At 35.7% G+C, this 16,632-nt stretch carries 13 protein-coding genes; 11 read left to right on the forward strand and 2 right to left on the reverse strand.

Annotation, left to right across the window (positions count from 1 at the left end; genetic code table 11):
* Positions 1-163: 163 nt before the first annotated feature.
* From BLT57_RS13055 to BLT57_RS13090, 8 genes are all read left to right on the forward strand, one after another.
* Positions 164-1,936 (forward strand): long-chain fatty acid--CoA ligase, encoded by a 1,773-nt coding sequence (locus BLT57_RS13055; RefSeq protein WP_091426285.1) that lies wholly within the window; start codon positions 164-166, stop codon positions 1,934-1,936.
* Between the two features lie 120 nt (positions 1,937-2,056).
* Positions 2,057-2,482 (forward strand): hypothetical protein, encoded by a 426-nt coding sequence (locus BLT57_RS13060; protein ID WP_091426287.1) that lies wholly within the window; start codon positions 2,057-2,059, stop codon positions 2,480-2,482.
* A gap of 12 nt (positions 2,483-2,494) precedes the next feature.
* Entirely contained in the window at positions 2,495-3,502 is a 1,008-nt protein-coding gene (locus BLT57_RS13065; protein ID WP_091426288.1) for a LuxR C-terminal-related transcriptional regulator, read from the forward strand.
* Between the two features lie 109 nt (positions 3,503-3,611).
* Positions 3,612-4,067, forward strand: coding sequence for a MarR family winged helix-turn-helix transcriptional regulator (locus BLT57_RS13070; RefSeq protein WP_091426290.1), 456 nt, complete (start codon positions 3,612-3,614; stop codon positions 4,065-4,067).
* A 1-nt stretch (position 4,068) separates the two neighbouring features.
* Complete coding sequence (locus BLT57_RS13075; RefSeq protein WP_091426291.1) at positions 4,069-6,477, forward strand: 3-hydroxyacyl-CoA dehydrogenase/enoyl-CoA hydratase family protein; 2,409 nt, start codon at positions 4,069-4,071, stop codon at positions 6,475-6,477.
* Between the two features lie 4 nt (positions 6,478-6,481).
* Positions 6,482-7,672 (forward strand): acetyl-CoA C-acyltransferase, encoded by a 1,191-nt coding sequence (locus BLT57_RS13080; RefSeq protein ID WP_091426293.1) that lies wholly within the window; start codon positions 6,482-6,484, stop codon positions 7,670-7,672.
* Between the two features lie 27 nt (positions 7,673-7,699).
* On the forward strand, positions 7,700-9,508 hold the full coding sequence (locus BLT57_RS13085; protein ID WP_091426295.1) for an acyl-CoA dehydrogenase family protein: 1,809 nt from the start codon (positions 7,700-7,702) through the stop codon (positions 9,506-9,508).
* A gap of 99 nt (positions 9,509-9,607) precedes the next feature.
* Complete coding sequence (locus BLT57_RS13090) at positions 9,608-10,870, forward strand: nuclear transport factor 2 family protein (protein ID WP_091426297.1); 1,263 nt, start codon at positions 9,608-9,610, stop codon at positions 10,868-10,870.
* A 28-nt stretch (positions 10,871-10,898) separates the two neighbouring features.
* Here the strand turns inward: BLT57_RS13090 and BLT57_RS13095 are convergent, their stop codons facing one another.
* Positions 10,899-12,227 carry a Xaa-Pro peptidase family protein gene (locus BLT57_RS13095; protein WP_091426300.1) on the reverse strand — a complete coding sequence of 443 codons (1,329 nt, stop codon included), beginning with the start codon at positions 12,225-12,227 and terminating at the stop codon, positions 10,899-10,901.
* A gap of 107 nt (positions 12,228-12,334) precedes the next feature.
* On the opposite strand from BLT57_RS13095, the gene BLT57_RS13100 reads away from it, so the two are divergent.
* From BLT57_RS13100 to BLT57_RS13110, 3 genes are read left to right on the forward strand one after another with little or no spacing between them, the layout of a single operon-like run.
* A complete protein-coding gene (locus tag BLT57_RS13100) occupies positions 12,335-13,483 on the forward strand; it encodes a DUF6265 family protein (protein ID WP_231928705.1) in 1,149 nt (382 codons plus the stop codon).
* Positions 13,484-13,502: 19 nt separating this feature from the next.
* Positions 13,503-14,849, forward strand: coding sequence for a M28 family peptidase (locus BLT57_RS13105; RefSeq protein ID WP_091426302.1), 1,347 nt, complete (start codon positions 13,503-13,505; stop codon positions 14,847-14,849).
* On the forward strand, positions 14,850-15,644 hold the full coding sequence (locus BLT57_RS13110; RefSeq protein WP_091426304.1) for a M23 family metallopeptidase: 795 nt from the start codon (positions 14,850-14,852) through the stop codon (positions 15,642-15,644).
* Between the two features lie 52 nt (positions 15,645-15,696).
* On the opposite strand, the gene BLT57_RS13115 is transcribed toward BLT57_RS13110, so the two are convergent.
* Positions 15,697-16,524 carry a T9SS type A sorting domain-containing protein gene (locus BLT57_RS13115; protein WP_091426306.1) on the reverse strand — a complete coding sequence of 276 codons (828 nt, stop codon included), beginning with the start codon at positions 16,522-16,524 and terminating at the stop codon, positions 15,697-15,699.
* Positions 16,525-16,632 lie beyond the last annotated feature (108 nt).

The raw sequence follows: 16,632 nt of genomic DNA on the forward strand, positions 1-16,632 counted from the left end.
GGGTTTATTAGTTTAAGTTATTTGTAGTAAAGTATTGACTATTTATTTTAGATAAAATTCAACAAATTGAGGAGTTGTGTCATTGCAACTCCTTTTTTGTTGTTGTCATTTGAATTTCCCTTATTATTTCCTATTTTGCATTACTACAATCCTTTCAAAGACGATGACAGAAATAACGAGACTTTTCGACTTCCCTTACTATCAATTAGAAACCCATAATCTTGATGCTGCATTAGTTACAAAATATGACGGAGAGTGGATAAAAACATCTACTAAATCATATCTAGACAAAGCCAATGCTGTAAGCAGAGCATTGCTAAAATTAGGAGTTCAAAAGAATGATAAAATTGCTATTATCTCAACAAATAATAGAACCGAATGGAATATCATGGATATTGGTATTCTTCAAGTCGGCGCTCAAAATATTCCTATTTATCCTACCATCTGCGCAGAAGATTATGAATATGTATTAAATCATAGCGAATCCATATTTTGTTTTGTTTCTGATGAAGAAGTCTTTGAAAAAGTAAAAAAAGTACTAGGAAACACTCAGTTAAAAGAGGTCTACTCTTTTGACCATATAGAAGGATGTAAACATTATTCTGAACTCTTCGAACTTGGTAAAGATGACAGCACACAAAATGAGGTAGAAGCCAGAAAAGATGCTGTTTTACCCGATGATCTTGCTACTATTATTTATACATCAGGAACCACAGGAAAACCAAAAGGCGTCATGCTTACGCACTGGAATATTACGAGTAATGTTTTAGATAGCGCATCACGAGTACCACTAGAAGAAGGACAAACACGGGTATTGAGTTTTTTACCAATATGCCACATATTCGAACGTGTATTAATTTACGTATACCAACACTCTGGAACCTCTATTTATTTTGCTGAAGGTATTGATAAAATTGGTGATAATGCCAAAGAGATAAAACCGAACCTAATGAGTGTTGTCCCAAGATTACTTGAAAAAGTATTCGACAAAATCATGCTTAAAGGTGAAGATTTAAAAGGGATCAAGAAAGCTTTATTCTTTTGGGCCGTAAAACTGGGCGAAAAATGGGAACCTTACGGTGCTAATGGTGCCTGGTATGAATTTAAATTAAAAATAGCAAATAAACTCATTTTTAGTAAATGGCGAGACGCTCTGGGAGGAGAACTGACAACGATGGTTTCCGGTAGTGCCGCATTACAACCACGTCTGTCTCGCATCTTTTGTGCTGCAGGTATGCAAGTTATGGAAGGCTATGGTCTTACTGAAACTTCACCAGTAGTAACCGTAGGCATGTATAAAAATAATATGTTTAAGGTGGGTACAGTAGGCAAACCTATTGATAATGTCGAAATTAAAATTGCCGAAGACGGCGAACTCCTCATAAAAGGTCCAAACGTTATGAAAGGATATTTTAAAGATCCAGAAAAAACGGCGAGCGTTATGACAGGTGACTATTTCCATACAGGTGACAAAGGCGAAATTGATGCGGACGGATTCTTAAAAATTACTGGACGTAAAAAAGAAATGTTTAAAACGTCTGGCGGAAAATATGTAATTCCTCCACTTTTAGAAAACGATATGAAGCAGTCACTTTTCATAGAACAAATCATGGTGGTTGGTGAAGGAGAGAAAATGCCAGCAGCAATCATACAACCTAATTTTGAATTTATTAGAGATTGGATAGCTCATAAAGGTCATACGATTGGCACATCAAATGCTGAGATTGCAACTTCAGACATTGTTATGAAACGAATTCAAAAAGAAATCGACAAATACAACCAACACTTTGGTAAATGGGAACAGATTAAACGCTTTGAACTCACCTCTGATGTTTGGTCAATTGATGGTGGTCACTTGACACCTACCATGAAAATGAAACGAGATATCATTAAAGATATTTATCAAGAACTTTACGACAAAATTTATAGAGCCTAGGGAATTTTCGCAAGTTATAACCATTATTCCTACTTTATTAAACCTTTTTTCAAACTTGAAAAAACGACGGTTAATATACTAACATTCTAAATTTGTAGTATTAATCTAAAAACGAATATTATGAAATTTTCAAAATCAATTACCGTCTTAGTCTTATCTCTTTTTTTAAGTATCGGTACTTTTGCCCAATCAACAGAATTTTTAACCACTCGAAATCTCGGATTTAAAGAATCATCTAAAGTTCAAAATGTAGAGATTAAGATTACTGAAAATACTTCAGCATTAAGGCTTAGCATTAAATGTGGTGTTAGAAAAGGAAATGTCTCCATACAAATCTACGATCCTTCTGGAGAAAAACAAGGAGAATTCTCTGTAGAAAGCATGGAATCTGATGATAACGATTCATTGTTTAGCATGCTTAAAGAAGGCGTTACTGGACAAATCAATAAGTATATTAGTAAACCACAAAAAGGAACTTGGATTATAAAATTTATTCCAAAAAATGCCAATGGACGAGTAGAAATTCAGTCTTGGCAAGAAATGTAAATATTGATATTAATGTCCAAAACTAAACGAGTTTTACACATCAGTTTATTATTCATAATTAGTTCTTGTTTATTGTGTGCTGCACAGAATAAACAGGAACACTATGACATCAAAGGAACCATAGAACTAGATTCTACCTGGAGTAATAATGCCTACTTATCTCTAATTCCTTCGTTCAATAAAATGTATACAATGTCTAATTCCATGATCGTATCTGTAGCGCGAATAGATGCTAATGGAAATTTTAAATTCGACACATCCTTTTTACCAGAAGAAGAACATTTATATAGAATTCATATTTCAAAAAAAGATGCGCCTCCAGCCTCACTTATTATAGGCGGTAACGATGAAAACCACATTTTTATTATTACTAAAAAGAATTCTAATATCTCCATTAAAAAGAAGAATAAAAACAGTCCTTTTCATCAATCTAAAGTATATGGCAATCAGCAAAATATAGCCTTAAATGAGATTAATCAAATTTCTCGATTTATAGATAGTACTGGACTAGAAGAAACATATCTCAAACGAGAATTTATAACCAAGGGTATTAATGAGAAGCTAAGATTTGTAGCAGACTCCTCCTCTAATGCATTAGTATCGCTTTATGCACTTTACAAAAGCAAATATGAAAACAACTATAGTATCAATAAACAATTTTATTCAGATTATATTGAAAAATGGTCACATAACAAATCTTTATATTTTAAAGAATTTAGAAATAGCCTACCTATAGAAAATCAAAAAAAATCTTATTCAAATATTCTCATAGGTATTACCTGTTTTCTAATTGGGATTTTGTTGAGTTATTATTTTTGGGTATTGCGGAAAGTAAATAAGTTAAAAACACTTAGTGTACAAGAACGAAAGATTTTTATATTTCTTCAAGACGGAAAAACAAACAAAGAAATTTCAGATGAGCTTAATATTGGTTTAAGCACAGTGAAATCTCACGTGAGCAATATCTATTCAAAACTTGGTGTTAAATCTCGTAAAGAGATTCTAGATATCAATTTATAAATTCACTTAGCTGCTATCTCATCATTAAATACTATGCGCGCATAATTTTCCTTAAAATACTATGCACGCATAGTATTTTTTAGTATATTTGGGTTTCAAATTTCAACATATGAAAGATAAAACAATTGACTACGTCCTGAGAACCACATGGTTAGCTGTAAATAAGATGTACAATGAGGAAGCATCTCAATTCGACACAACCATGGCCACTGGCTTTGCTCTTCTGAGTATTGATCCAGAAAACGGGACACCCTCCACATCTCTTGGACCTAAAATGGGAATGGAGGCTACCAGTTTGTCACGAACTCTAAAAAGCATGGAAGAAAAAGGTTTGATAGAACGTAAACCTAATCCAGAAGACGGTCGTGGTGTACTCATTTATCTTACTGAATTCGGTAGAGAAAAAAGAGCTTATTCTAGAGAAAAAGTGCTCACTTTTAATGAAACAATAAAGGATAATGTTTCAGGTGAAGAATTATTGAGTTTCTATAAGGTAGCCGAAGTTATCAATAACATGATTTCCAATAAACAGATATACAATCAAAAAGAACACATTTTAAAATAAGATGAGTAAACGTAGAATTAAAAAAATAGCCATTATTGGATCAGGAATTATGGGAAGCGGAATCGCTTGTCATTTTGCCAATATTGGAGTCGATGTTTTATTATTAGACATCGTACCGAGAGAACTAAATGATATAGAAAAGGCCAAAGGTTTAACCCTTGAGGATAAAATAGTGAGAAACCGATTGGTAAATGATGCGTTAACCGCTTCAATAAAATCAAAACCGGCTCCATTATATCACCCATCATTTAAAAATCGAATCACCACAGGGAACCTTGAAGATGATATCGCTAAAGTAAAGGGTGTAGACTGGATTATGGAAGTTGTTGTTGAACGTTTAGATATTAAACAGCAGGTTTTTGAAAAACTAGAACAACATAGAACTCCAGGAACACTTATTACGTCAAATACATCTGGTATCCCTATTAAATTTATGAGCGAAGGTCGAAGTGAAGATTTTCAAAAACACTTCTGTGGGACACACTTCTTTAATCCTGCGCGCTATTTAAAATTATTTGAAATCATACCAGGTCCAAAAACCGATGCATCAGTTTTAGAATTCCTAAATGGTTATGGTGAACAATTCTTAGGAAAAACATCAGTGGTCGCAAAAGATACTCCTGCATTTATTGGTAATCGAATTGGAATCTTCAGTATTATGAATGTATTCCATGTGGTTAAAGAACTAAGCATGACCATTGAAGAGGTAGATAAACTATCTGGCCCTGTTATAGGTCGACCAAAATCGGCAACTTTTAGAACGGTTGATGTTGTTGGTTTAGACACCCTAGTTCATGTAGCAAACGGAATCAAAGATAATTGTCCTAATGATGAGCAATTAGAGTTATTTCAAATACCAGATTTCATCAATACCATGATGGAGAATAAATGGTTAGGAAGTAAAACAGGGCAAGGATTTTACAAAAAAAACATCTCAGCTGAAGGCAAAAAGGAAATTCTTTCTTTAGACTTAGAGACCTTAGAATACAGACCAAATAAAAAAGCAAAATTTGCCACTTTAGAATTGACCAAAACAATCGATAATGTTGCAGATCGTTTTAAAGTATTAGTCAAAGGAAAAGATAAAGCAGGAGAATTTTACAGAAAACATTTATCTGCCTTATTCGCTTATGTTTCAAACCGAATTCCTGAAATCACAGAAGACTTATATAAGATTGATGATGCTATGAAAGCAGGATTTGGTTGGGGACATGGTCCCTTTCAAATATGGGATGCAATTGGTATTGAGAAAGGTATTGAGATGATGATGTCAGAAGGTGTGGAACCCAATGCATGGGTACGCGAGATGCTGGCATCTGGAAGTACGTCTTTCTACACTGTTAAAGATGGTGCTTCTTATGCATATGATATTCCGAAGAAATCTCAAGAGAAAATTCCTGGTCAAGATAGCTTTATCATACTAGACAATATTAGAAAATCAAATGAAGTCTTTAAAAACTCAGGAGTCGTAATTGAAGATTTAGGTGATGGTATTTTAAATGTTGAATTCCAATCTAAAATGAATACCATTGGTGGCGATGTTCTTGCTGGATTAAATAAAGCGATTGATCTTGCTGAAAAAGATTTCGCAGGTTTAGTCGTTGGAAATCAATCTGCTAACTTCTCTGTAGGCGCAAATATAGGAATGATCTTTATGATGGCTGCAGAGCAAGAATATGATGAGTTAAATATGGCTATCAAATATTTTCAAGATACCATGATGCGCATGCGCTACTCCTCTATTCCAACAATTGCTGCTCCTCATGGAATGGCATTAGGTGGTGGATGCGAGCTATCAATGCATGCAGATAAAGTTGTTGCAGCCGCTGAAACATATATCGGACTTGTAGAGTTTGGTGTTGGTGTGATTCCCGGTGGTGGTGGCTCAAAAGAAATGGCCTTAAGAGCACAAGACACATTTAGAAAGGGTGATGTTGAACTCAATGTTCTACAAGACTATTTCTTAACTATCGGAATGGCTAAAGTAGCTACTTCAGCTTATGAAGCTTTTGATTTAGGAATTCTTCAGAAAGGAAAAGATGTGGTAGTGGTTAATAAGGACCGACAAATTGCTACAGCTAAAGCCTATGCCAAATTAATGGCCGACACTGGATACACACAACCTGTAAAACGTAAAGACATTAAAGTACTTGGGAAACAGGCATTAGGAATGTTTTTAGTAGGAACAGATGCCATGGAAGCAAGTCATTATATCAGTGAACATGATCAAAAAATAGCTAATAAGCTAGCTTACGTGATGGCTGGAGGTGATTTATCAGAACCTACTTTAGTTAGCGAACAGTATTTGTTAGATCTAGAACGGGAAGCGTTTTTATCTCTTTGCACAGAGCGTAAAACTCTAGAAAGAATTCAACACATGCTAAAAACTGGCAAACCTTTAAGAAACTAAGACAATGAAACAAGCATATATAGTAAAAGCATATAGAACGGCAGTTGGAAAAGCACCAAAAGGTGTATTCCGTTTTAAAAGAGCAGATGAATTAGGCGCTGAAACTATTCAGCACATGATGAAGGAATTACCCAATCTTGAGGTCTCAAGAATTGACGATGTAATTGTAGGTAATGCAATGCCTGAAGGATCACAAGGTCTCAATATGGCACGATTTATTTCCTTAATCGGATTAAATAGTGTTGATGTTCCTGGTGTTACAGTAAATCGTTTTTGTTCTTCAGGTCTCGAAACTATTGGTATTGCCGCAGCAAAAATTCAATCGGGAATGGCCGATTGCATCATTGCTGGAGGATCTGAAAGCATGAGTTCTGTGCCTATGACTGGATTTAAACCAGAACTAAATTACGATACGGTTAAAGCAGGTCATGAAGAATATTATTGGGGAATGGGAAATACTGCTGAAGCTGTAGCGAATCAATTTAAAGTGTCGCGCGAAGATCAGGACGAATTTGCATATCATTCGCACATGAAAGCCTTAAGCGCACAAGCTGAAAATCGTTTCCAAGATCAAATTGTTCCAATTACTGTGGATCAAACCTATATCGATGAGAACGGAAAAAAAGCCACAAAGACATATACGGTCAACAAAGATGAAGGACCAAGAAAAGGTACTAGTAAGGAAGCCTTAGCGAAACTAAGAGCTGTATTTGCTGCTGGAGGAAGTGTTACTGCCGGAAACTCTTCACAAATGAGTGATGGTGCCGCTTTTGTTATGGTTATGAGTGAAGCAATGGTTAAAGAATTAAATATCGAACCCATTGCACGTTTGGTAAGTTATGCAGCTGCAGGTGTTGAACCTCGTATTATGGGAATTGGTCCTGTTAAAGCGATTCCAAAAGCTTTAAAACAAGCTGGATTACAACAATCAGATTTAGGGCTTATTGAACTTAATGAAGCTTTTGCTTCTCAATCTCTTGCAGTAATACGTGAATTAGATTTAAATCCTGACATCATTAATGTGAATGGAGGTGCTATCGCTCTTGGACATCCTTTAGGTTGTACTGGAGCTAAATTATCAGTACAGTTATTTGATGAAATGCGGAAACGCGAAATGAACGCTAAATATGGTGCGGTAACCATGTGTGTTGGTACTGGTCAAGGTGCTTGTGGAATATTTGAATTTTTAAACTAAAAAAGAAGAACAAAACAAAATATAGCGATGGAAACAACAGAAAAAGACATTCTAAGAGGAGGACAATTCTTAGTCAAAGAAACCAAGTGCGAAGATATATTTACACCTGAAGATTTTTCGGAAGAACAACAAATGATGAAAGATTCGGTAATGGAATTTAATGACCGTGAAATCATTCCTCATAAACCTCGTTTTGAAGCAAAAGATTATGCCTTAACTGAAGACGTCATGCGTAAAGCTGGTGATATGGGCTTTTTAAGTGTTGCTGTACCAGAAGCTTATGGAGGAATGGGCATGGGCTTTGTCTCTACGGTCTTAACTTGTGATTATATATCAAGTGGAACGGGATCATTCAGTACAGCCTTTGGTGCGCATACAGGAATTGGAACAATGCCAATTACACTCTACGGAACCGAAGCGCAAAAACAAAAGTATGTCCCAAAATTAGCTACTGGAGAATGGTTTGGCGCTTATTGCTTGACTGAGCCTGGAGCTGGATCTGATGCTAATTCAGGAAAAACCACAGCAGAATTGTCTGCCGATGGAAAATCTTATAAAATCAATGGTCAAAAAATGTGGATTTCAAATGCAGGTTTCTGTCGTTTGATGATTGTTTTCGCACGTATTGAAAATGATAAAAATATTACAGGTTTCATCGTTGAATTCGATAAAGCAAACCCGAATGGTATTACACTGGGTGAAGAGGAACATAAACTAGGTATTCGCGCAAGTTCTACACGTCAAGTATTCTTTAACGACACTGTTGTTCCTGCCGAAAACATGTTAGCTGGCCGAGGTGAAGGCTTTAAAATTGCCATGAATGCACTTAACGTTGGACGAATAAAATTAGCAGCTGCTTGTTTAGATTCTCAAAGAAGAATTCTAACTACAGCAGTCAATTACGCAAATGAACGTAAACAATTTAACACCCCTATTTCAGATTTCGGAGCGATTAAAGTGAAACTTGCTGAAATGGCTGCAAGTGCTTATGCTGGAGAATCTGCAACATACAGAGCTGCTAAAAACATTGAAGATCGCATCGCTATGCGCGAAGCTGCTGGAAACTCACACCAAGAAGCAGAACTAAAAGGCGTAGAAGAATATGCTATTGAATGTTCTATCTTAAAAGTAGCCGTTTCAGAAGATGTACAAAACTGTGCTGATGAAGGCATCCAAATTTTTGGAGGTATGGGATTCTCTGAAGAAACACCTATGGAAGCTGCATGGAGAGATGCACGTATTGCCCGTATTTACGAAGGAACAAACGAAATCAACAGAATGTTATCAGTAGGGATGTTGGTTAAGAAAGCTATGAAAGGTCATGTTGATTTATTAGGTCCTGCTCAAGCAGTACAAGAAGAATTAATGGGAATACCATCTTTCGATACACCCGATTATTCTGAGTTATTTTCCGAAGAAAAAGAAATGATTAAGAAGTTAAAAAAGACCTTCTTAATGGTTGCTGGTGGAGCGGTTCAAAAGTATGGTCCTCAATTAGAAGATCACCAACAATTATTAATTGCAGCAGCAGATATCTTGATTGAAATCTACATGGCTGAATCAGCTATTTTAAGAACCGAAAAGAATGCTAAGCGGTTTGGTGAAGACGCGCAATCTGCTCAAATTGCCATGGCCAAATTATACTTGTACCATGCCGTTGATATCGTTGAAGAAAAAGGAAAAGAAAGTATTATTTCTTTTGCTGAAGGCGACGAGCAGCGTATGATGCTCATGGGTCTAAAACGTTTTACTAAATATGCCAACTATCCAGATATCGTAGATTTACGCAAGGAAGTTGCAGAAAAAGTGAAATCTGAGAATAAATATTGTTTTTAATCTAGACGTGTTCTAATTTTAGAAACAGCAAAAGCCAATTCACTAACGGAATTGGCTTTTTTAATTTTACTATCTTTAAATCCATTAAATATTGTAGTTATGAAACCTTATACTTCTCTTTTCTTTTCACTTTGTTTTTCTGTCTGTTTTGCGCAATCCAATACCGAAATTTTCCTCTTTGATTTAGAAACGAGTGCTACTCAAATAGAACTCAACAACGGTCAAAACATTTCTAATAACTTAGGCTATGATAATCAACCGTCATTTTTAAATGATCGCTATATATTGTTTGCTTCAACAAGAAATGAACAAACAGATATTGCCAAATATGATATGAGATATGGTTCTAAATCTTGGTTAAATTTTACAGAGGGCGGTGAATACACACCGCTAAAAGTTCCTAATAAGGATGAAGTTTCCGCAGTTAGACTCGATAAAGATGGGAAACAACGTTTGTATGGCTATACGATGAGCAATGGCGAATCAACAGAACTAATTGCAGACTTAGTTGTTGCTTATTATACGTGGTTTGATGATCATACTGTTGTTTCTGCTGTCATTGAAGGTGATGATTTAAACCTTTATGTTTCCAACGTCTTAGATGGTCGTAGCAGAAAATATGCTACCAAGGTTGGTAGATCATTCCATAAAATCCCAAACTCAAACCTCGTTAGTTTTATTTCTAAAGCGAATGAAACCTGGCAAATTAAATCCTTAAATCCTCTTACTGGTGTTACTAAAGTTATCGCAAATACCATAGAAGGTGTTGAAGATATTTGTTGGTTAAATAATAAGACCATTCTTTCAGGTCAAAACAATGTGCTATACAAACTGACTTTACAGCGTGACAACAACTGGAAAGAAGTTGCTAATTTAAGTCGTAATAGCATTTCTAAAATTACAAGATTAGCGACTAATGCAGATGCTTCAAAATTATTAATTGCAGGTGATGTAGATTCTACGGCAACCACTACAGAAACAACATTAGACACCTCTGAATCTGATGAAACTACGTCCGACAACTCTACTAAAACTTCTGATGCTAAAGCCATCGTTCAAAAACAATTAGATGCCTATAATGCCAGAGATATTGATGCCTTTATGGCAACTTACACCAAAGACGTGAAGCTCTATAATTATCCTAACGAACTCAGAACTGATGGTCAGGAACAAATGCGCAAAAGTTATAAGGAATGGTTTGATGCGGTTCCAGATTTAAGAGCTTTTATAAAAAACCGTATTGTAATTGGCAATAAAGTCATAGATGAAGAGCAGGTGACCGCCAACGGTAAAGTAATTAATGCCGTTGCCATATATGAAGTAGAAAACGGCCTAATTAGTAAAGTCACCTTCATTCAATAAACTAGATGCCCCTAACTTTATATAGGTTTTAGTTACTAGGAATTAGGATAAGTTCTTCCTGAGGTTCAATTAGATACTCAGCAGCATTTTTTGTTACTATAGCCATCTCTTCTACTGAAATAGTTTTTAGTGAACCATCTTCTAACTTCCAAGAATGAAATCCATCAAATGCGAAAGTCATTCCTTCTTTGAGTTGTTTTTCTGAAGCTGGTCTTACATGAGATGCTTGTGAACCTCCTAAATTTGGACCAACATCGTGAGCCACATATCCTACGGGATGTCCTGTACTCCACATAACGTACTCTGATTTTGCCGCTTCCATTAGCACACGTTGTGCTCTATCAACATCAACTCCCTTTACTCCCGGTTTCATGGCCGCCAGTACCGCTCGGTTACCTGCTTTTCCACTTTCCCAGTAATACTGGATATTATCTGGAGCTTTAGTCTCATCATCTTTTAGGACATATGCAAATCGTTGAATATCACTAACCCATTGATCGTAGACTTTGATTCCAAAATCGATTTGAATAACATCTCCTGGCATAATTATTTTATCGGTTGCATGCGAATGGCCTCGGTCTGGACCAGAATTCACATTTGGGTTTTGGTCTGGAGCCCAACCATCGGTTACAGCGTACTCAGCCATTTTTTGCTTTAAAAACTTGGCAATATCCGCATCTGTAGATTGTCCAGGAATCACTTGTTTATAAGCTTCAATTTGCCAATCGGCCGTTAGTTGGGCTGCCTTGCGTAAAATTTCAACTTCTTCTGGTAGTTTGATAGATAACCATTCATAAATTAATTGTGTAGATGAAACTAATGTACCCTCATAATCCATTAATAAATTTTCAAGATCTGTTCTTTGTGTGAATGAAAGTCCGTCAGCCATGGCATTCGAGTCCGATGAATTAACTGCGATAGTTGCAAAATTCTTTTCCTTAATGAAATTTGTGGCCATTTCGACTGCCGATGTTCCTCTTTCAACACTCACCACTTCATCATGAATATTTAAATCGTCTAAAGCTGTTGCTTCACCAGAAGGTGAAAACACCATGGAATGAAATCCATTGTCATCATTAAAAAATAAAAAAGCTGCAGTACCACCTGCATTTTCACCTCCAATATGATCAGCGATAGGATCGTTATTATTTTCTCTACAAATCACCAGCCAACAATCTACTTCAGCAACCTTCAGTGCTTGAGGTAATAATGAGTTAATGCGTTCCTTTCTTATGTCTTGCCAAGGATTCTCACCCCAAAAACTCTGAGGATTAATGATAACTTCTTGTGGCTTGGTATCAATACAGCTAGTGAATAGTATTAATACGACAATCAAAATACGGTGAATAGTGTTCATTTTTAAACTTTATAGTATCTTGACGAAGATAGTAATTATAGCAAAAAATTGAAAGCATTTAAGTCATTCTAATAATTTAAAAACTAATCTCCTTATATTTATAAGACATGAAATATCTATTACTCCTCGTTTTCTGTTTATCGACGCAGATTCATGCTCAAGAACCTACTCTAGAACCTAAATTGGAAAACATCACTTGGATCTCCGGGAACTGGAAGGGCGAAGCCTTTGGCGGACAAACCGAAGAAAACTGGAGCAAACCTTCAGGCGGTTCGATGATGGCAACGTTCAAACTCATCAATGAAGGAAAAGTATCGTTTTATGAAATTGAAATTATTAGAGAACTCGAGAACACATTAGTACTGCAATTAAAACACTTTGATAACGACCTTAAAGGCTGGGAAACTAAAAATGAAACGGTAGATTTTCCTTTGAAAAAAATTACGGCAACCCAAGTTGTTTTTGAAGGCATGAGCTTTGAAAAAGTAAATGATAATGAAATGAATGTATATGTCGACATAAAAAATGACGATGGTGACATAGAAATAGTGAAATTTAATTATCATAAAGACTCAAAAGAAAACAAACCGCTTAAGCAGCTTATTAAAGTAAAAAAAGCGGAAACAAATCCCACTATAGATGGTATTGCAAATGAAGCTGTATGGCGCACATCTAAATGGTACTCTTTAGATCAATTGTGGTTGGGAAAAGCATACTCGAAAGATGATTTTCAAGGTCGTTACAAGCTATCATGGACCAATGACGCGCTTTATCTTTTAGTAGAAATAGAAGACGACAAACTCATTGACAATAATGAAGACCCACTTGTTGCATGGTGGGACGATGATTGCTTAGAAGTTTTCATAGATGAAGATAACAGTGGTGGGAACCATCAATTTACGCACAATGCTTTTGCTTATCATATAGCCTTAGACGGAAATGTAGTTGATTTGTCCACTTCGGAACAAGGTAAATTATATAACTCCCATATAGAATCTAAGCGCATTACAACGGGTAACACTTCAATTTGGGAAGTGAAAATTTCGCTTTATGATGACACTTATAGCGACGCAGGTGATCATACGCCTATTAGATTAAAACGCAATAAAAATATCGGATTTGCATTAGCCTATTGCGACAATGATAACAGCGACAATCGTGAAAATTTTATTGGCTCTATTGCTGTGGAAGGTAAAGATAAAAATAGAGGTTGGATAGATGCGGATATTTTTGGAACTTTACTACTTGTAAATTAACATCATCAAAAATTATACTATGAAAAAATTAATGACCCTTATGTTTTTAATGGCAACATGTCTAACATTTGGGCAAACCAGTCAGAAAATTTACGATATCATCGATGCTGTTTCAGAAGAACGATTGCGTCAAGATGTTAAAACACTTACCGAATTTGGTACCAGAAATACGTTTAGTGACACTCTAAGTGAAACGCGTGGTATTGGTGCTGCAAGACGATGGATTAAGAACGAGTTTGAAACCATTTCGAAAGATTGTAATAATTGTTTAAATGTATTTTATCAAAAAGATTTTGTCTCTAAAGAAGGAAATCGACGTGTTCCTAAAGATGCATGGGTGGTCAATGTCATTGCCGTTCAAAAAGGGACGACCTATCCTAATCGCTATATCATAATGAGTGGCGATATAGACTCAAGAGCTAGTGATACTATGGATTTTACCACAGACGCACCAGGAGCTAATGATAATGCCTCTGGAATGGCAGGCACCATAGAAGCTGCAAGAGTCTTATCTAAGTATCAATTTGAAAGCAGTGTCATATATGTGGGTTTATCTGGTGAAGAGCAGGGTTTATTTGGTGGAGCTGGGTTAGCTAAACACGCCAAAGAGCAAGGTTGGAATATTATAGGAGTTTTAAATAATGATATGATTGGAAACATCACAGGTGTTGATGGCGTAGTTGATAATCGTACGTTCAGAATATTTTCAGAACCAACAACTACTGACGAAACTGATCCAGAGAAATTAGCACGACAAGCCAGAGCAAGACGTTTTTATGGAGGAGAAGTTGACGGAATATCACGTCAGTTAGCGCGATATGTGCATAAGACTGTAAACACTTACATGCCAGAAATGAATCCTATGATGGTATATCGTTTAGATCGTTTTGGTCGAGGAGGTCACCACCGCCCTTTTAACGATTTAGGCTTCGCTGGAATTAGAATTATGGAAGCTCACGAAAATTATACACAACAGCATCAAGATATTCGCACAGAAAATGGGATACAATATGGTGACACTTTTGAGCATGTAAATTTCGGCTATGCAAAAAAACTCACCACTGTTAACGCCATCAATATGGCTAGCTTAGCTTGGGCTCCACCGGCACCTCCCACAGTTGAAATAGGTGGAATTGTTGAGCCCTCTGCTAAATTGAAGTGGAGTTCAGTAGCCGGTGCCAAAGGATATAAGATCTATTGGAGAGCCACCACCTCACCCACTTGGGATCATAGTAGATATGTTGGTGATGTCAATGAGTTTACACTTGAAGGCATCGTCATTGATAATTTTTATTTTGGCGTAGCTGCTGTAGATGATGAAGGTTTTGAAAGCGTCGTCGTTTTTCCGAATAAAATTATGCGATAGATGAAAATCAATGTCGGTTTTATAATCCTTCTTTGCTTCTTTTCATGCAGTGAAAAAGTAATTAAACCTAGTTATATTCAATTTCAAACCAAAGAGGATTCTATTGTTATTTCGGCAATAAACAGAAATAATTATCCACTTCATGTTTATGTGGAGCAAAATTCTCAGGCAGTAACAGATACGTTAATCTTACTTCCAAAAGAGTCAAATATATTATTGCGTTTATCATCACAAGATGACGACACACTATCTATCCTTGAAAACTATGGCTTTAGAGGTGCTTATGGCAATCCGAAAATGACAGTTTACGATACATTGTACAATTATCAGTTACCTTTTCCTAAGGGCAAAAAATATACCGTCTTACAAGGGAATGATACCAACTTCACTCATGATAATGACTTTTCAAGATACGCCATAGATTTTAGAATGCCAATTGGTGACACTGTTTGCGCTGCTAGAAGTGGCTATATTGCAGGCATTGTACAACACCATAAAAAGCAAGGTACCAATCCGTCTTATCGCGATTATGCTAATTTCATTACAATGTATCATAAGGACGGTACATTTAGTCAATACGTTCATTTAAAACAGAATGGTGCTTTAGTAGTTCACAATCAATATGTCGAAAAAGGAGACCCTATTGGTTTGTCAGGTCATACGGGTTGGTCAACAGAGCCACATTTGCATTTTGCAGTTTTTAAATCGAAGCCTTTTGAATTTGTATCTATCCCAATTCTAATAAACGGAAGAAAAAGTCAATCCATAAACAAATGGGATTTGGCGACTCATTAACAAAAGAAAGGCTACCAAACGGTAGCCTTTTTTATTCTATAATAAAAATTGATTAATTGACTAATATCTTTTTAGAATCGATTCCATTTTCAGTATGGACTATAACAATATAGGCACCAGTAGTCATTTGATCGGCATTAATAGTGAATGTATTGTTTGAATTTATAGCATTCGATCTATACACAGATTGACCAAGAATTGAATAGATTTCAATATTATGAATATTTATGTTTGCGTTATTCAAAACTTTAATTTGATCTGCATTTACATCAAACCTGATGTCAATTGAGTTAGCATTTGTTTCAAATTCGTTTACACCAAGAGTATCCGGTTGTGCAAATACAATTTCAAATCGGTTTAAATATACACCAGAATTTAAATTTACTGCGTAAGGACCTTCTTTGATATTAAAATATATACCTAAAGTGATATCATGTACAAATATGTTCATGGAGTTAGGAATGTTTTCAAGTTTATCAATTTCAATCGTATTGATACCATTACTATTAGTCGTAATTCCAATTGGAATGACTGTATCTTCGTTGATATCATTAATCCCCTGATTTAAAAACTTGCCAGAATCGATTAACCAAAACATATCATCAGATTGTATATTGTCCATTTCAGTATCAAAATCCTCATCAAAACCTGAAGATGCATTCTCATCTGCCAAAACTGAAATTTCTCTCATATAACTATTAGGAGAATTATATTCTAACCTTATCTTCATTCTTAAGTCTGGTTCTTCAATAGTAGTAGTAGTAGTTGTTGCGGCAGTCTCATTACTGGCAAATAAATGACCTGTACTAAGCAATAAACACACTAACAATACTGCAGTCTGTAATTTAGTTAATACTTTAAAAATTGTAGTTTTTTTCATAATCGTAGGTTTTAAGTGATCGCTCACCTCATTAATTAGTTTAATTGTCTTATTTAATTACATGATGTGTATACAACAAAAATTGTAACACGTTGAGGGAGGATACTT

The sequence above is a fragment of the Formosa sp. Hel1_31_208 genome (assembly GCF_900104785.1).
Classification (GTDB): Bacteria; Bacteroidota; Bacteroidia; order Flavobacteriales; family Flavobacteriaceae; genus Psychroserpens.